Source organism: Mycobacterium sp. ACS4054, assembly GCF_001667275.1.
Taxonomy (GTDB): domain Bacteria; phylum Actinomycetota; class Actinomycetes; order Mycobacteriales; family Mycobacteriaceae; genus Mycobacterium.
Genome location: NZ_LZHV01000003.1, coordinates 41,199 through 58,305 on the forward strand (window position 1 = coordinate 41,199; position 17,107 = coordinate 58,305).

At 67.8% G+C, this 17,107-nt stretch carries 16 protein-coding genes and 1 pseudogene; all 17 read left to right on the forward strand.

Annotated elements, in window-relative coordinates; translation table 11 throughout:
• The first annotated feature begins 4 nt into the window (after positions 1-4).
• Positions 5-388, forward strand: coding sequence for a nuclear transport factor 2 family protein (locus A5730_RS00215; RefSeq protein ID WP_067893987.1), 384 nt, complete (start codon positions 5-7; stop codon positions 386-388).
• A gap of 33 nt (positions 389-421) precedes the next feature.
• Complete coding sequence (locus A5730_RS00220; RefSeq protein WP_067894128.1) at positions 422-958, forward strand: YceI family protein; 537 nt, start codon at positions 422-424, stop codon at positions 956-958.
• A gap of 30 nt (positions 959-988) precedes the next feature.
• A complete protein-coding gene (locus A5730_RS00225; RefSeq protein WP_055402993.1) occupies positions 989-1,402 on the forward strand; it encodes a response regulator transcription factor in 414 nt (137 codons plus the stop codon).
• A gap of 249 nt (positions 1,403-1,651) precedes the next feature.
• Positions 1,652-2,029 (forward strand): NADH-quinone oxidoreductase subunit A, encoded by a 378-nt coding sequence (locus A5730_RS00230; protein ID WP_055402991.1) that lies wholly within the window; start codon positions 1,652-1,654, stop codon positions 2,027-2,029.
• Between the two features lie 7 nt (positions 2,030-2,036).
• Positions 2,037-2,591 (forward strand): NADH-quinone oxidoreductase subunit B family protein, encoded by a 555-nt coding sequence (locus tag A5730_RS00235; protein ID WP_066946610.1) that lies wholly within the window; start codon positions 2,037-2,039, stop codon positions 2,589-2,591.
• Positions 2,588-3,313, forward strand: a complete 726-nt coding sequence (locus A5730_RS00240; protein WP_067893990.1) for an NADH-quinone oxidoreductase subunit C — start codon at positions 2,588-2,590, stop codon at positions 3,311-3,313. Before A5730_RS00235 ends, A5730_RS00240 begins: the two co-directional genes overlap by 4 nt.
• Positions 3,313-4,644, forward strand: a complete 1,332-nt coding sequence (gene nuoD / locus A5730_RS00245) for an NADH dehydrogenase (quinone) subunit D (protein ID WP_067893993.1) — start codon at positions 3,313-3,315, stop codon at positions 4,642-4,644. Before A5730_RS00240 ends, nuoD begins: the two co-directional genes overlap by 1 nt.
• Positions 4,641-5,399: an NADH-quinone oxidoreductase subunit NuoE gene (gene nuoE / locus A5730_RS00250; protein ID WP_067893996.1), complete on the forward strand. Its 759-nt coding sequence runs from the start codon at positions 4,641-4,643 to the stop codon at positions 5,397-5,399. The genes nuoD and nuoE overlap by 4 nt, the downstream gene beginning before the upstream one ends.
• Positions 5,396-6,724, forward strand: coding sequence for an NADH-quinone oxidoreductase subunit NuoF (nuoF, locus tag A5730_RS00255; RefSeq protein ID WP_067893999.1), 1,329 nt, complete (start codon positions 5,396-5,398; stop codon positions 6,722-6,724). The genes nuoE and nuoF overlap by 4 nt, the downstream gene beginning before the upstream one ends.
• Before the next feature lie 4 nt (positions 6,725-6,728).
• Positions 6,729-9,155, forward strand: a complete 2,427-nt coding sequence (locus tag A5730_RS00260) for an NADH-quinone oxidoreductase subunit G (protein WP_067894002.1) — start codon at positions 6,729-6,731, stop codon at positions 9,153-9,155.
• 11 nt (positions 9,156-9,166) lie between these two features.
• On the forward strand, positions 9,167-10,429 hold the full coding sequence (gene nuoH, locus A5730_RS00265) for an NADH-quinone oxidoreductase subunit NuoH (RefSeq protein ID WP_067894131.1): 1,263 nt from the start codon (positions 9,167-9,169) through the stop codon (positions 10,427-10,429).
• A pseudogene (nuoI, locus tag A5730_RS00270) lies at positions 10,401-10,967 on the forward strand (NADH-quinone oxidoreductase subunit NuoI); the annotation flags it as partial. The gene nuoH and the pseudogene nuoI, both read left to right, overlap by 29 nt.
• Positions 10,968-10,984: 17 nt before the next feature.
• Positions 10,985-11,752 (forward strand): NADH-quinone oxidoreductase subunit J, encoded by a 768-nt coding sequence (locus A5730_RS00275; RefSeq protein WP_156745624.1) that lies wholly within the window; start codon positions 10,985-10,987, stop codon positions 11,750-11,752.
• Entirely contained in the window at positions 11,749-12,048 is a 300-nt protein-coding gene (nuoK, locus tag A5730_RS00280; protein ID WP_007168303.1) for an NADH-quinone oxidoreductase subunit NuoK, read from the forward strand. Before A5730_RS00275 ends, nuoK begins: the two co-directional genes overlap by 4 nt.
• Positions 12,049-12,058: 10 nt before the next feature.
• Positions 12,059-13,945: an NADH-quinone oxidoreductase subunit L gene (nuoL, locus tag A5730_RS00285; protein WP_067894009.1), complete on the forward strand. Its 1,887-nt coding sequence runs from the start codon at positions 12,059-12,061 to the stop codon at positions 13,943-13,945.
• Positions 13,942-15,516: an NADH-quinone oxidoreductase subunit M gene (locus A5730_RS00290; protein ID WP_197506058.1), complete on the forward strand. Its 1,575-nt coding sequence runs from the start codon at positions 13,942-13,944 to the stop codon at positions 15,514-15,516. The genes nuoL and A5730_RS00290 overlap by 4 nt, the downstream gene beginning before the upstream one ends.
• A complete protein-coding gene (gene nuoN, locus A5730_RS00295; RefSeq protein ID WP_067894015.1) occupies positions 15,516-17,105 on the forward strand; it encodes an NADH-quinone oxidoreductase subunit NuoN in 1,590 nt (529 codons plus the stop codon). Before A5730_RS00290 ends, nuoN begins: the two co-directional genes overlap by 1 nt.
• Positions 17,106-17,107 lie beyond the last annotated feature (2 nt).

Below are 17,107 nucleotides of genomic sequence, written 5' to 3' on the forward strand. Positions count from 1 at the left end.
TGCCATGCCGAGTGCGGAAACCGTCGCCGACGCGGCCGACCGGCTGTTCGCGGCCATCGAAAAGGGTGACTTCGCGGCGGTCGACCAGATGTGGAGCGACGACATCGCGGTCTGGCGGGTGGGCGCGCGCCGCGACGACGGCAAGGCCCGCGCGTTGCGGGTCATCGACTGGTTCATCAACGCGACCACCGCGCGCCGCTACGAAATCCTGGACCGGCGCTTCTTCGAGGGCGGCTTCGTCCAGCAGCACGTCCTGCACGCCACCGGCCATGCCGGTCAATCGATCTCGATGCGGGTCTGCATCGTGATCAGGGTCGGCGAAGACGGCCGGCTCGCCCGGATCGACGAGTATTTCGACCCCGCAGAGATCGCGCCGCTGATGCAATAGCGGTTAGATTCCCCTCGAGAGATGGGGTGGGAGATGACAACTCTGGAAACACTGCTGAACGATCCCGACGTGGCCGGCGTCTGGAACCTCGTCCCGGACCGCTCGACCATCACCTTCAAGATCAGAAACATGTGGGGCCTGGTCAACGTCAAGGGTCGCTTCACCGAGTTCAGTGGCGACGGCCAACTGACGGGCGCGGGAGCCGTTTTCGGCCGCATCGACATCCGCGCGGCCTCGATCGACACCGGCATCGGCCGGCGCGACAAGCACCTGCGCTCCGCCGACTTCTTCGACGTCGAGCGCTACGGCGAGATCAACGTCGTCATCACCGCGGTGCAGCCGACCAAAGGCAAGGCGGCGGATGTGCGGGCCGCGTTCACCATCAAAGGCATCACCGAGCCGCTGCCGGTCTCCGCCACCATCACCGAGCTCGACGACGGATCGATCCGGATCGCCGGGGAGACCGACGTCGACCGCACCAGGTTCGACCTGGGCTGGAACCGGCTTTCCATGATGGGTTCGACGGCCAAGGCGGCCGCGGAACTGGTCTTCGTGCGGGCTGCCCAGTAAAGCCGGTGCGGCACCAGTACCATCTGGACCGTGCCCGATTCCAGCCCCGAATCCAGCGTTGCCCTGCGGATCCTGGTCTACAGCGATAACGCCAACACGCGCGAACAGGTGATCCGGGCACTGGGCAAGCACCTGCATCCGGATCTGCCGGAGCTGACCTACCTCGAGGTGGCGACGGCCCCGATGGTGGTGCGCCAGATGGACGAGGGCGGCATCGACTTGGCCATTCTGGACGGCGAGGCCACGCCCACCGGCGGCATGGGAATCGCCAAACAACTCAAAGACGAACTCGCGACGTGCCCGCCCCTCGTGGTCCTGACCGGCCGCGCGGACGACGCCTGGCTGGCGAACTGGTCGCGGGCCGAAGCCGCCGTGCCGCACCCGATCGACCCCATCGTGCTCGGCCGCACGGTGCTCGGACTGCTCCGCACCCCCACCCGCTAGCGCCTTCACCTGCGGTAACAGCACCCGGTCGCGCCTCGCGGCCGAAGGTGCCGGTGCACTGCGGCCAACCGCCGGGTTGCCACGACGCAAAACTCTGACGGATACCCCCACCCCGACAAAGCACACCTGTCTTCACGACGCTATGTTGTGGAGGTCACTGTGGCGCCCCGCAGCCCGCGTACGTCACAGCAGCCCGGCCCCCCGCCCGGCCGCCGCACGGCGACCCGTACGAGGAGATCTTGGAGCGAGTTGAACGTCTACATACCCATCCTGGTTCTCGGAGCGATAGCGGCGGCCTTCGCCGTGGGATCGGTCGCGATCGCGAGCATCGCCGGACCGTCGCGATACAACAAGTCGAAGATGGCGGCCTACGAGTGTGGGATCGAGCCGACCGAAAGCCCGGTCAGCGGCCCCCACGCGGCGAGCGGACAGCGGTTCCCGGTGAAGTATTACCTGACCGCAATGCTGTTTATCGTCTTCGACATCGAAATCGTGTTCTTGTATCCCTGGGCGGTCAGTTACGACGCGCTGGGAACGTTCGCGTTGGTCGAGATGGTGGTGTTCATGCTCACGGTTTTCGTGGCGTACGCCTATGTGTGGCGCCGCGGCGGCCTGACGTGGGATTGAGGTAGACGTGGGTCTCGAGGAACAGCTGCCCGGTGGGATTCTGCTGTCGACGGTCGAGAAGGTGGCCGGTTACGTCCGCAAGAACTCGTTGTGGCCGGCGACATTCGGGTTGGCGTGCTGCGCCATCGAGATGATGGCAACCGCCGGACCGAGATTCGACATCGCGCGGTTCGGCATGGAGCGGTTCTCGGCGACGCCGCGGCAGGCCGACCTGATGATCGTGGCCGGCCGGGTGAGCCAGAAGATGGCGCCGGTGCTGCGCCAGATCTACGACCAGATGGGCGAGCCGAAGTGGGTGCTGGCCATGGGCGTGTGCGCGTCGTCGGGCGGGATGTTCAACAACTACGCGATCGTGCAGGGCGTGGATCACGTGGTCCCGGTGGACATCTACCTGCCCGGCTGCCCGCCGCGGCCCGAGATGCTGCTGCACGCAATCCTCAAGCTGCACGAGAAGATTCAGGAGATGCCGCTGGGGGTCAACCGCGAAGAAGCCATCGCGGAAGCCGAGCAGGCGGCGCTGGCCGCCCGGCCCACGATCGAGATGCGCGGGCTGCTGCGATGAGCTCGCCGGACCACGACCCGAAGGAAGCGGCAACCGAAGGCGTGGGCCCGCCCCGCGCCGACGGCGAAGTGATCGGCGTACGCCGCGGCATGTTCGGCCTCTCCGGCAGCGGTGACACCACCGGGTACGGACGGCTGGTCCGGGAGGTCGTGCTGCCCGGCAGCTCGCCCCGCCCATACGGGGGCTACTTCGACGACGTGGTCGACAAGCTGGCCGAGGCCCTGAAAAGCGCCGACGTCGAATTGTCCGACGCGTTGGAAAAAGTCGTGGTGTACCGCGACGAGCTGACCCTGCACGTGCGCCGGGACGCCCTGCCCCGGGTGGCCCAGCGCCTTCGCGACGACCCCGGACTGCGCTTCGAGATGTGCCTGGGCGTGAGCGGGGTGCACTACCCCCACGAGACGGGCCGCGAACTGCACGCCGTGTATCCGCTGCAGTCGATCACGCACAATCGCCGCGTCCGCCTGGAAGTGGCTGTGCCGGACGGTGATCCGCACATCCCCTCGCTGTTCGGCATCTACCCGACCACCGACTGGCACGAGCGTGAAACCTACGACTTCTTCGGCATCATCTTCGACGGGCATCCGTCGCTGACCCGGATCGAGATGCCCGACGACTGGCATGGCCATCCGCAACGCAAGGACTACCCCCTCGGCGGCATTCCGGTGGAATACAAGGGAGCGCAGATACCCCCGCCCGACGAGCGGAGAGCGTACAACTGATGAGCACAATCACCGATTCGACCAGCGGCGGCGCGGAAAGCCCGGAGACCGTTTTGGTCGCCGGCGGCCAGGACTGGGACCAGATCGTCGAGGCCGCCCGCAACGCGGACCCCGGCGAACGGATCGTCGTCAACATGGGGCCCCAACACCCGTCCACCCACGGGGTGTTGCGGCTGATCCTCGAGATCGAGGGCGAGACGATCACCGACGTCCGCTGCGGAATCGGCTACCTGCACACCGGGATCGAAAAGAACCTGGAATACCGGTACTGGACGCAGGGCGTCACCTTCGTGACCCGAATGGATTACCTCTCACCGTTTTTCAACGAGACCGCCTACTGCCTGGGCGTGGAGAAGCTGCTCGGCATCACCGATCAGATCCCGGAGCGGGTCAACGTCATCCGGGTGATGATGATGGAGCTCAACCGGATCTCCTCGCATCTGGTCGCGCTGGCCACCGGCGGCATGGAGCTGGGCGCCATGACCCCGATGTTCGTCGGTTTCCGCGGCCGCGAGATCGTCCTGACCCTGTTCGAGAAGATCTCCGGACTGCGAATGAACAGCGCCTACATCCGGCCGGGCGGCGTCGCGCAGGACCTGCCGCCGGGCGCGGAGTCCGACATCGCCGAAGCGCTGGCGCCGCTGCGCCAGGTGCTGCGTGAAATGGGCGGGCTGCTCAACGAAAACGCCATCTGGAAGGCCCGCACCCAGGACGTCGGCTACCTGGATCTGACCGGTTGCATGGCGCTGGGCATCACCGGGCCGATCCTGCGCGCCACCGGGTTGCCGCACGACCTGCGCAAGAGCGAGCCCTACTGCGGATATGAAAACTACGAATTCGACGTGATGACCGCCGACACGTGTGATGCTTACGGCCGCTACATGATTCGCGTCAACGAGATGTGGGAGTCGATCAAGATCGTCGAGCAGTGTCTGGACAAGTTGAAGCCGGGTCCGACGATGATCGAGGACCGCAAGATCGCCTGGCCGGCCGACCTGAAGGTGGGCCCGGACGGCATGGGTAACTCACCCGAGCACATCGCCAAGATCATGGGCGGCTCGATGGAGGCCCTGATCCACCACTTCAAATTGGTCACCGAGGGCATCAGGGTGCCGGCGGGCCAGGTGTACACGGCGGTGGAATCGCCGCGCGGCGAGCTGGGCGTGCACATGGTGAGCGACGGCGGCACCCGGCCCTACCGGGTGCACTACCGGGACCCCTCGTTCACCAACCTGCAGTCGGTCGCGGCGATGTGCGAGGGCGGCATGGTGGCCGACCTGATCACCGCGGTCGCCAGCATCGACCCGGTCATGGGCGGGGTGGACCGGTGACGGGCCCGCAGGGACAGCCGGTCTTCATCCGGCTCGGACCCCCGCCGGAGGAGCCCAACGCGTTCGTCACCGAGGGTGCGCCGCAGTCGTATTCGCCCGAGGTGCGGGCGCGCCTCGAGGTCGACGCCAAGGAGATCATCGGCCGCTACCCCAACCAACGCTCGGCGCTGCTGCCGCTGCTGCACCTGGTGCAGGCCGAGGATTCCTACCTCACCCCGGCGGGCCTGGAGTTCTGCGGGGAGCAGTTGGGACTGACCGGCGCCGAGGTGTCGGCGGTGGCGAGCTTCTACACCATGTACCGGCGCGGACCCACCGGTGACTACCTGGTCGGGGTGTGCACCAACACGCTGTGCGCGATCATGGGCGGCGACGCGATATTCGACGCCCTCAAAGAGCATTTGGGCATCGGCAACGACGAGACGACCGCCGACGGCTCGGTCACCCTGCAGCACATCGAGTGCAACGCCGCCTGCGACTACGCGCCGGTGGTGATGGTCAACTGGGAGTTCTACGACAACCAGACGTGCGAGTCGGCGCGCGAACTCGTCGACTCGTTGCGGTCGGGCGAACCCCGGCCGCCGACGCGCGGTGCGCCGCTGTGCGCCTTCCGCGAGACGTCGCGCATCCTGGCCGGCCTGCCCGACGAGCGCCCAGACCAGGGCCAGGGCGGCGCCGGTGCGGCCACCCTGGCCGGCCTGAAGGTGGCGCAGGAGCACGGCATGCAGGCGCCGACTCCCCCGGAAAGCCAGTCATGACCAGCTCGCAGGCCACGCCGCTCACGCCGGTCATCAGCCGCTTCTGGGACGACCCCGAGTCGTGGACCTTGGAGACCTATCTGCGCCACGACGGCTACGAGGCGATGAAGAAGGCGCTGAGCATGGCGCCGGACGACGTGATCGCGACCGTCAAGGACTCCGGGCTGCGTGGGCGCGGCGGCGCCGGCTTCTCGACCGGGACGAAGTGGTCGTTCATCCCGCAGGGCGACACCGGCGCGGCCGCCAAGCCGCACTACCTGGTGGTCAACGCCGACGAGTCGGAACCCGGTACGTGCAAAGACATTCCGTTGATGCTGGCGACGCCGCACGTGCTCGTCGAGGGCGTCATCATCGCCGCCTATGCGATCCGGGCCAGCCACGCCTTCATCTACGTGCGCGGCGAGGTGCTCCCGGTGTTGCGCCGCCTGCAGAACGCGGTGGCCGAGGCCTACGCCGCCGGATACCTGGGCCGCGACATCAACGGCTCGGGATTCGACCTGGAATTGGTGGTGCACGCCGGCGCCGGCGCCTACATCTGCGGCGAGGAGACCGCGCTGCTCGATTCGCTGGAAGGCCGGCGCGGCCAGCCGCGGCTCCGGCCGCCCTTCCCGGCGGTGGCGGGGCTGTATGGCTGCCCGACGGTGATCAACAACGTCGAGACGATCGCCAGCGTGCCCTCGATCATCGGAAACGGTGTCGACTGGTTCCGGTCGATGGGAAGCGAGAAATCGCCCGGCTTCACGCTGTATTCGCTGTCCGGCCACGTGACCCGGCCCGGCCAGTACGAGGCCCCGCTGGGTATCACGCTGCGCGAGTTGCTCGCGTATGCCGGCGGGGTGCGCGCCGGGCACCGGCTCAAGTTCTGGACACCCGGCGGTTCGTCCACCCCCCTGTTGACCGACGAGCACCTCGACGTGCCGCTGGACTACGAGGGCGTGGGCGGGGTCGGCTCGATGCTGGGCACCAAGGCGCTGGAGATCTTCGACGAGACCACCTGCGTGGTGCGGGCGGTGCGCCGCTGGACGTACTTCTACAAGCATGAGTCGTGCGGCAAGTGCACACCGTGCCGCGAGGGCACTTTCTGGCTGGACCAGATCTACGAACGGCTGGAAACCGGTAAGGGCACCGACGAGGACATCGACAAGCTGCTCGATATCTCCGACACCATCCTCGGAAAGTCGTTCTGCGCCTTGGGTGATGGCGCAGCCAGCCCGGTGATGTCGTCGATCAAGTACTTCCGCGACGAATACGTGGCTCACGTGCAAGGCGGTGGATGCCCGTTCGACCCCCGAGATTCCATGCTGACGCCCAACGGAAAGGCTTGACACTTTGACTAGTGCCGCCAAAACCGAGACCGGTGACCCCAAAGACGGCCCCGCACGTCCGCCGGAAATGGTGACGCTGACCATCGACGGCAACGAAATCAGCGTGCCCAAGGGCACATTGGTGATTCGCGCCGCCGAATTGATCGGCATCCAGATCCCGCGGTTCTGCGACCACCCGCTGCTCGAGCCGGTCGGCGCGTGCCGGCAGTGCCTGGTCGAGGTGGAGGGGCAGCGCAAGCCGATGGCGTCGTGCACCACCGTCGCCACCGACGAGATGGTGGTCCGTACGCAGCTCACGTCGGAGGCCGCCGACAAGGCCCAGCACGGCGTGATGGAGCTGTTGCTCATCAACCATCCGCTGGACTGCCCGATGTGCGACAAGGGCGGCGAGTGCCCGCTGCAAAACCAGGCGATGTCCAACGGCCGCGCGGATTCTCGCTTCACCGACGTCAAGCGCACCTTCGCCAAACCGATCAACATCTCCGCCCAGGTGCTGCTCGACCGCGAGCGTTGCATCCTGTGCGCCCGCTGCACGCGGTTCTCGGAGCAGATCGCCGGCGACCCGTTCATCGACATGCAGGAGCGCGGCGCCCTGCAGCAGGTCGGCATCTACGCGAACGAACCGTTCGATTCGTATTTTTCGGGCAACACGGTGCAGATCTGCCCGGTGGGCGCGCTGACCGGGACCGCCTACCGCTTCCGGGCCCGCCCCTTCGACCTGGTGTCGAGCCCCAGCGTGTGCGAGCACTGCGCCTCAGGGTGCGCGCAGCGCACCGACCACCGCCGCGGCAAGGTGCTGCGCCGCCTGGCGGGTGACGATCCCGAGGTCAACGAGGAATGGAACTGCGACAAGGGCCGGTGGGCGTTCACCTACGCGACGCAGCCGGACGTGATCACCACTCCCCTGATCCGCGACGCCGACGGCGCCTTGGTGCCCGCGTCGTGGTCGCACGCGATGGCGACGGCGATCCGGGGTCTGGACGCGGCTCGCGGGCGCACCGGTGTGCTGGTCGGCGGGCGGGCCACCCTGGAAGACGCCTACGCCTACTCCAAGTTCGCGCGAATCGTCCTGGACAGCAACGACATCGACTTCCGGGCCCGGCCGAACTCGGCCGAGGAGGCCGACTTCCTGGCGTCGCGGATCGCCGGCCGTCGTGACGTCAGCTACTCCGATCTCGAATCGGCGCCGGTGGTGGTGCTGGTCGGGTTCGAGCCCGAAGACGAGTCGCCGATCGTGTTCCTGCGCCTGCGCAAAGCCGCCCGCAAGCACGGGCTGCCGGTGTACGCGGTGGCGCCGTTCGCCACCAGGGCGCTGGTGAAGATTTCCGGTCGGCTCATCAAAACCGTTCCGGGGACCGAAGCGGCCGCCCTGGACGGGCTGGCCACCGGTGAGGTCGGCGAACTGCTGTCCACCGCCGGCGCGGTCATCATGGTCGGGGAACGCCTGGCCACGGTGCCCGGCGGGTTGTCCGCCGCGGCCCGGCTCGCCGATGCCACCGGGGCCCGGCTGGCGTGGGTGCCGCGCCGCGCCGGGGAGCGCGGCGCGCTGGAGGCCGGGGCACTACCCGCCCTGCTGCCGGGTGGCCGGCCGCTTGACGACGAGACCGCCCGCGCGCAGATCGCCGCGGCGTGGCATGTCTCCGAATTGTCTTCGGCCGCAGGGCGTGACGTGAACGGCATCCTGGCGGCCGCCTCCGACGGGACGCTGGGCGCCCTGCTGGTCGGCGGCGTCGAACCCGACGACTTCGCCGACCCCGAAGCCGTCCTGGCCGCGCTCGACTCCGCGGGGTTCGTCGTCAGCCTGGAGCTGCGGCGCAGCGCCGTCACCGAGCGCGCCGACGTGGTGTTCCCGGTCGCGCCGACGACGCAGAAGGCCGGCGCCTTCGTCAACTGGGAGGGCCGCTACCGGCCGTTCGCCCCGGCCCTGCGCGGCACCATCGCGCAAGCCGGCCAATCCGACCACCAGGTGCTCGACGCGCTGGCCGACGAGATGGGCGTCTATCTGGGGTTGTCGACCGCGGACGCGGCCCGCGCGGAACTGTCCGCACTGGGCAGCTGGGACGGCAAGTGGGCCGCCGGGAGCGACGTCGCTGCCCCGCAGCCCGCGCGGCCCGGCGCCGGCGAGGCCGTGCTGACCGGTTGGCGCATGCTGCTGGACAACGGCCGATTGCAGGACGGCGAACCGCATCTCGCCGGCACCGCACGCAAACCCGCGGCGCGGCTGTCGGCCGATACCGCCGCCGAAATCGGCGCCGGCGACGGTGACGCGGTCACCATCAGCACGCCACGCGGGTCGATCAGCCTGCCGCTGGTGATCACCGACATGCCCGACCGGGTGGTCTGGCTTCCGCTGAACTCACCGGGTTGCGCCGTCCACCGGCAGTTGGGCGTAACCGCGGGCAGCATAGTGAAAATCGGAGTGGGCTCATGACGTCGACCTCGCTGACCGCCTTCGGGCACGACACCTGGTGGCTGGTGTTGGGCAAGGCGCTGGCCATCTTCGTGTTCCTCATGCTCAACGTGCTGGTCGCGATCCTGCTCGAGCGCAAGATCCTGGGCTGGATGCAGCTGCGTCCCGGGCCCAACCGGGCGGGACCGTGGGGTGCCCTGCAGAGCCTGGCCGACGGAATCAAGTTGGCGCTCAAGGAAACCATCACCCCGGGCGGCGTCGACAAGTTCGTCTACTTCGCGGCGCCGGTCATCTCCACCATCCCGGCGTTCACCGCCTTCGCGTTCATCCCGTTCGGCCCGGTGGTGTCCGTGTTCGGCCACCGCACACCGCTCCAGCTGACCGACCTGCCGGTCGCGGTGCTGTTCATCCTGGGGCTGTCGGCGATCGGGGTGTACGGGATCGTGTTGGGCGGCTGGGCATCCGGGTCCACCTACCCGCTGCTCGGCGGGGTGCGCTCCACCGCCCAGGTCATCTCCTACGAGGTGGCGATGGGACTGTCGTTCGCGGCGGTGTTCCTCTACGCCGGCACCATGTCGACGTCGCAAATCGTCGCCGCGCAGGACCGGGTCTGGTTCGTCTTCCTGCTGCTGCCGTCGTTCGTGATCTACCTGATCTCCATGGTCGGCGAAACCAACAGGGCGCCATTCGATTTGCCCGAGGCCGAGGGTGAGCTGGTCGCGGGTTTCCACACCGAGTACTCGTCGCTGAAGTTCGCGATGTTCATGCTGGCCGAGTACGTCAACATGATGACGGTTTCCTCGCTGGCCACCGTCCTGTTCTTCGGCGGCTGGCATGCGCCGTGGCCGATCAACATGTGGGACGGCGCCAACACCGGGTGGTGGCCGGTGCTGTGGTTCACCGCCAAGATGTGGACCTTCCTGTTCATCTACTTCTGGTTGCGCGCCTCGCTGCCCCGGCTGCGCTACGACCAGTTCATGGGGCTGGGCTGGAAGCTGCTGATCCCGGCCTCGCTGGTCTGGGTGTTGATCGCCGCGGTGATCCGCACGCTGCAGAACCAGGGGTACGCGCACTGGACGCCGCTGCTGGTGGTCAGCAGCCTGGTGTTCGCCACCGTGCTGGTGCTGCTGCTGCGAAAACCCTTCAGCACGCCCGGCATTCGCGCGCTGGAGCGGCAGCTGCGCCGCGAGGCCAAACAACTTCCGGCCGGACAGGGTTCCACTCCGGTATTCCCGACACCGCCGCTGCCGATGAAGTCTTTGGCGGCCGCGAGCAAGGAGAAAGCACGTGGCTAAGTTTTTGGACGCTGTCGCCGGGTTCGGTGTGACGTTCGGGTCGATGTTCAAGAAGAACGTCACCGAGGAGTACCCGGAGAAGCCGGGCCCCGTCGCGCCTCGCTATCACGGCCGCCACCAACTCAACCGCTACCCGGACGGCCTGGAGAAATGCATCGGGTGCGAGTTGTGCGCGTGGGCATGTCCGGCCGACGCCATCTACGTGGAGGGCGCGGACAACACCGAGGAGTTGAGGTATTCGCCCGGGGAGCGCTACGGGCGGGTCTACCAGATCAACTACCTGCGGTGCATCGGCTGCGGCCTGTGCATCGAGGCCTGCCCCACCCGGGCGCTGACGATGACCAACGACTACGAGATGGCCGACGACAACCGCGCCGACCTGATCTACGAAAAGGACCGGCTGCTGGCCCCGTTGCTGCCGGAGATGACCGCGCCGCCGCATCCCCGGGCGCCCGGCGCCACCGACAAGGACTACTACCAGGGCAACGTGACCGCCGACGGCCTGCGGCAGATCGAGAACGCCGGAGAGTCGCGGTGACCGGATTGACGGGCCAGCTGTTGGCGGCCGACACCATCGTCCGCACCTCCACCGGTGAGGCGGTCGCGTTCTGGGTGCTGGGCGCGCTGGCGCTGATCGGCGCGATCGGGGTGGTGCTGGCGGTCAACGCCGTGTACTCGGCGATGTTCCTGGCGATGACGATGATCATCCTCGCGGTGTTCTACATGATCCAGGACGCGCTGTTTCTCGGCGTCGTCCAGGTTGTGGTCTACACGGGCGCGGTGATGATGCTGTTCTTGTTCGTGCTGATGCTGATCGGCGTGGACTCGGCGGAATCCCTGAAGGAGACGCTGCGCGGCCAGCGCGTCGCCGCGGTGCTGGCCGGCGTCGGGTTCGGCGTTCTGCTGATCGCCGCGATCGGGACCGCCGCGACCGGCGGCTTCGCCGGGCTGACCACCGCCAACGCCAACGGCAACGTGGAAGGGCTTGCCGCCCTGATCTTCTCCCGGTATGTGTGGGCCTTCGAGCTCACCAGCGCGCTGCTGATCACCGCGGCCGTCGGGGCGATGGTGCTGGCGCACCGCGAGCGGTTCGAGCGCCGCAAGACGCAGCGGGAGCTCTCCCAGGAGCGGTTCCAGCCCGGTGGCCACCCGACCCCGATGCCCAGCCCCGGTGTCTACGCGCGGCACAACGCCGTCGACGTGGCCGCGCTGCTGCCCGACGGGTCGTACTCGGAGTTGTCGGTGTCGCCGATCCTGCGCAGCCGCGGCGCCGACGGCAAGGAAACCCCCTCGCGTCAGGCGATCAAAGGCGGTGCATCGTGAATCCGGCCAATTACCTGTACCTTTCGGCCCTGCTGTTCACGATCGGGGCCTCGGGTGTGCTGTTGCGGCGCAACGCCATCGTGATGTTCATGTGCGTCGAGCTGATGCTGAACGCGGTGAACCTGGCGTTCGTCACGTTCGCGCGGATGCACGGCCACCTGGACGGGCAGATGATCGCGTTCTTCACGATGGTGGTGGCCGCCTGCGAGGTCGTCGTCGGCCTGGCCATCATCATGACGATTTTCCGTGCCCGCAAATCGGCGTCGGTCGACGACGCGAACCTACTCAAAGGCTGACAGCGCCAACATGACTCACTACACCTGGCTGCTGGTGGCGCTGCCGCTGGCGGGTGCCGCGATCCTGTTGTTCGGCGGACGACGCACCGACCCGTGGGGGCACTGGCTCGGCTGCGCCACCGCGCTGGCGGCGTTCGGCGTGGGCCTGGACCTGCTGAACGAGCTGCTCGGCCGCGCCGCCGATGACCGGGTCATTCACCAGACGGTGTTCAGCTGGATCCCCGTCGGCCAACTGCAGGTGGACCTCGGCATGCAGATCGACCAGCTGTCGGTGTGTTTCGTCCTGCTGATCTCCGGGGTCGGATCGCTGATCCACATCTATTCGGTCGCCTACATGGCCGACGACCCGGACCGGCGCAGGTTTTTCGGCTACCTCAACCTGTTCCTGGCCTCGATGCTGCTGCTGGTGGTCGCGGACAACTACGTGGTGCTCTACGTCGGCTGGGAGGGCGTGGGCCTGGCCTCCTACCTGCTGATCGGGTTCTGGTACCACAAGCCGACGGCGGCCACGGCGGCCAAGAAGGCGTTCGTGATGAACCGCGTCGGGGACGCCGGGCTCGCGCTCGGAATGTTCTTGATGTTCAGCACGTTCGGCACGCTGTCGTATGCCGGGGTGTTCGCCGGGGCGCCCGCCGCCGGCCGCGGTGCCCTGACGGCCATGGGGTTGCTGCTGCTGCTGGGCGCCTGCGCCAAGTCCGCGCAGGTTCCGCTGCAGGCCTGGCTGGGTGATGCCATGGAGGGCCCCACCCCGGTGTCGGCGCTTATCCACGCCGCCACCATGGTGACCGCCGGCGTGTACCTGATCGTGCGGTCCAACCCGCTCTACAACCTGGCGCCCGACGCGCAAACGGCGGTGGTGGTGGTCGGCGCCGTCACGTTGCTGCTCGGGGCGTTCATCGGTTGCGCCAAGGACGACATCAAGCGCGCACTGGCGGCGTCCACGATGAGTCAGATCGGCTACATGGTGCTGGCCGCCGGCCTCGGCCCTGCCGGCTACGCGTTCGCGATCATGCACCTGCTCACCCACGGTTTCTTCAAGGCCGGCCTGTTCCTCGGCTCCGGCGCGGTGATCCACGCCATGCACGAGGAGCAGGACATGCGCCGATACGGCGGCCTGCGCGCCGCCCTGCCGGTCACCTTCGCCACCTTCGGCCTCGGCTATCTGGCGATCATCGGTGTGCCCCCGTTCGCGGGCTTCTTCTCCAAGGACGCCATCATCGAGGCGGCCCTGGACGCCGGCGACGCCCGCGGCTACGTCCTGGGCGGGGCCGCGCTGCTGGGCGCGGGCGTCACCGCGTTCTACATGACGCGCGTGATGCTGATGACCTTCTTCGGCAAAAAGCGTTGGGGCCCCGGCACGCATCCCCACGAGGCGCCCGGCCTGATGACCTGGCCGATGATCCTGCTCGCCGTCGGCTCGGTGTTCTCCGGTGGGCTGCTGGCCTGGCGGGGCACCTTGGCGCGCTGGCTCGAGCCGGTCGTCGGCAAACACGAAGAGGTGACCCACGCGTTGCCGGCCTGGGTGACCACCGCCGTGGCGCTGGGCGTCGTCGCGGTCGGCATCGCGGTGGCCTACCGGTTGTACGCAAACGCCGAAATCCCCCGCGTCGCACCGCTTGCGGTGTCGCCGGTCACCACGGCCGCGCGCAGGGACTTCTACGGCGACGCGTTCAACGAGGAAGTGTTCATGCGCCCCGGGGCCGAGCTGACCCAGGCGCTGGTCGACGTCGACAACGCCGGGGTGGACGGCTCGGTCAACGCGCTGGCCGCACTGGTCGGCCGGACTTCGAATCGCTTGCGGGGGCTGCAAACCGGCTTCGCCCGCAACTACGCATTGTCGATGCTGACGGGCGCGGTCCTGGTGGTCGCGCTGATCCTGGCGGTGAAACTGTGGTGAAAACCCTTCCCTGGCTGAGCATTCTGTGGCTGGTGCCGCTGGCCGGCTCGGTGCTCGTCATCCTGCTGCCGCCCGGGCTGCGCCGGCTGGCCAAGTGGACCGGCCTCGTCTTCGGCGTCCTGACGCTGGCGGTGGCGATCGTCGTCACCCTGGGCTTCAAGTCCGGCGGCAGCACCTACCAGTTCGTCGAAAGTCATTCCTGGATACCGGCCTTCGGTGCCACCTACTCCCTCGGGGTGGACGGCATCGCCGTGGTGCTGGTGCTGCTCACCGCGGTGCTGATCCCGGTGCTGCAGGTGGCCGGTTGGAAGGATGGCGGCGAACGCAGCCCTCGCGGCGTGCACGCCTACGTCGCCCTGACGCTGGCCATCGAGTCGATGGTGTTGATCTCGGTGGTCGCGCTCGACGTGCTGCTCTTCTACGTGTTCTTCGAGGCCATGCTCATCCCGATGTACTTCCTGATCGGCGGCTTCGGCGGTGGCCCGGGCTCCTCGCGCGCGGCGGTGAAGTTCTTGCTGTACAACCTGTTCGGCGGGCTGATCATGCTGGCCGCGGTGATCGGGCTGTACGTGGTGACCGCGCAGCACGGTTCGGGCACCTTCGACTTCCGCGAGATCGTGGCCGGCGTCGCCTCCGGCCGCTACGGCGCCGACTCCGCGGTGTTCAAGGCGCTGTTCTTGGGCTTCATGTTCGCGTTCGCCATCAAGGCGCCGCTGTGGCCGTTCCACCGCTGGCTGCCCGACGCCGCGGTGGAGGCCACCCCGGCGACCGCGGTGTTGATGATGGCGGTGATGGACAAGGTCGGCACGTTCGGCATGCTGCGCTACTGCCTGCAGCTCTTCCCCGGCGCGTCAACGTATTTCCGCCCCCTGATCATCGTGCTGGCCGTCATCGGGGTCATCTACGGCGCCATCGTCGCGATCGGGCAGACCGACGTCATGCGCCTGATCGCCTACACCTCCATCTCCCACTTCGGGTTCATCATCCTGGGCATCTTCGTGATGACGAGCCAGGGGCAGAGCGGGTCGACGCTGTACATGCTCAACCACGGCCTGTCCACGGCGGCGGTGTTCCTGATCGCGGGATTCCTGATAGCCCGGCACGGCAGCCGGCAGATCGCCGATTACGGCGGTGTGCAGAAGGTGGCCCCGGTGTTGGCGGGCACGTTCCTCGTCTCGGCCATGGCGACGTTGTCGCTGCCCGGCCTGGCGCCGTTCGTCAGCGAATTCCTGGTGCTGCTGGGCACTTTCAATCGTTACTGGCTCGCCGCCGCGTTCGGTGTCACCGCGCTGGTGCTGTCGGCCATCTACATGCTGTGGCTCTACCAGCGCATGATGACCGGACCGGTGGCCGCCGGCAACGAGAAGATCGGTGACCTGCGGGCACGCGAATTGGTCGTGGTTGCACCCTTGATCGCGCTGTTGTTCGTGCTCGGGATCTACCCGAAGCCGGTCCTGGACATCATCAACCCCGCCGTCGAGAACACCATGACCACCATCGGTCAGCACGACCCCGCGCCGAGCGTGCCGGCAGTCAACCGCGTACCCCGGACAGCCGAAGGACCGCGATAATGACCCTCCCCACCCCCAGCATCGAGTACTTCCTGCTGTGCCCGACGCTGATCGTGTTCGGCGTCGCCGTGGTCGGCATCCTCGCGGAGGCGTTCCTGCCCAGGCGGATTCGCTACGGCGCCCAGGTGACGCTCGCGCTGGCCGGTTTGATCGCGGCGTTCGTGGCGACCGTTGAGGTGGCCGAGTCGATTCCGGCCTCCGGCCGGGCGACGGTGCTGTGCGCGATGGCGGTCGACCGGCCGACGCTGTACCTGCAGGGCACCGTGCTGCTGGTCGCGGTGCTGGCGGTCATCTTCATCGCCGAACGCACGCAGGCCAAAGCGGACAGCAAGGTCACCGCGGGGGTGGGAGCCGCCGGGTCGGGCGGGCTGGATTCCTTCACCCCGCAGGCTTCCGCGGTTCCCGGCAGCGACGCCGAGCACGACGCGCAGCGGGCCGGGGCCGCGCAGACGGAGCTGTTCCCCCTGGCGATGCTGTCGGTCGGCGGCATGATGGTGTTCCCGGCGTCCAACGACCTGTTGACGATGTTCGTTGCCCTCGAGGTTCTTTCGCTGCCCCTGTACCTGATGTGCGGCCTGGCCCGGCACCGGCGCCTGCTGTCGCAGGAGGCGGCCATGAAGTACTTCCTGCTGGGCGCGTTCTCGTCCGCGTTCTTCCTGTACGGCGTGGCGCTGCTGTACGGCGCGACCGGCACGCTGCTGCTGACCGGCATCCGGGATGCGCTGGCGGCGCACGGCGACACCTCGATGGCGTTGGTCGGCGTCGCGCTGCTGTCGGTGGGCCTGCTGTTCAAAGTGGGTGCGGTTCCGTTCCATTCGTGGATTCCGGACGTGTATCAGGGCGCCCCCACCCCCATCACCGGGTTCATGGCGGCGGCCACCAAGGTTGCGGCCTTCGGCGCGCTGCTGCGGGTGGTTTACGTCGCGCTGCCGCCGCTACACGAGCAGTGGCGGCCGGTGCTGTGGACCATCTCCATTCTGACCATGGCGGTGGGCACCATCACCGCGGTGAACCAGACCGACGTCAAACGCATGCTGGCCTATTCGTCGGTCGCCCACGTCGGGTTCATCCTCACCGGCGTGATCGCCGACAACCAGGCGGGCCTCTCGTCGACGCTGTTCTACCTGCTCGCCTACAGCTTCAGCACCGTCGGCGCGTTCGCCATCGTCAGCCTGATCCGCGACGCCGATGGGGTCGAGGACGCCACGCTGTCGCACTGGGCGGGACTCGGGCAGCGCTCACCCATTGTGGGCGTGATGTTTTCGATGTTCCTGCTGGCGTTCGCCGGCATCCCGCTGACGAGCGGCTTCGTCAGCAAGCTCGCCGTGTTCAAGGCAGCCGCCCAGGGCGGCGCGGTGCCGCTGGTGATCATCGGTGTGGTCGCCAGTGGGATCGCCGCCTACTTCTATGTGCGGGTGATCGTGTCGATGTTCTTCACCGAGGCGACCGAGGACACCCCGCACGTGGTGGCCCCGGGGATCCTGAGCAAGGCCGCGATCGCGGTGTGCGCCGCGATCACCGTGGCGTTGGGCATCTTCCCGCAGCCGCTGCTGGACCTGGCCGACCAGGCCGCCCAGCTGTTGCACTGACC

Coding starts and splice junctions, on each gene's coding strand:
- nuoN (WP_067894015.1), top strand. CDS start 15,516: ATGACCCTCCCCACCCCCAGCATCGAGTACTTCCTGCTGTGCCCGACG.
- nuoL (WP_067894009.1), top strand. CDS start 12,059: ATGACTCACTACACCTGGCTGCTGGTGGCGCTGCCGCTGGCGGGTGCC.
- A5730_RS00220 (WP_067894128.1), top strand. CDS start 422: ATGACAACTCTGGAAACACTGCTGAACGATCCCGACGTGGCCGGCGTC.
- nuoD (WP_067893993.1), top strand. CDS start 3,313: ATGAGCACAATCACCGATTCGACCAGCGGCGGCGCGGAAAGCCCGGAG.
- A5730_RS00215 (WP_067893987.1), top strand. CDS start 5: ATGCCGAGTGCGGAAACCGTCGCCGACGCGGCCGACCGGCTGTTCGCG.
- nuoF (WP_067893999.1), top strand. CDS start 5,396: ATGACCAGCTCGCAGGCCACGCCGCTCACGCCGGTCATCAGCCGCTTC.
- A5730_RS00240 (WP_067893990.1), top strand. CDS start 2,588: ATGAGCTCGCCGGACCACGACCCGAAGGAAGCGGCAACCGAAGGCGTG.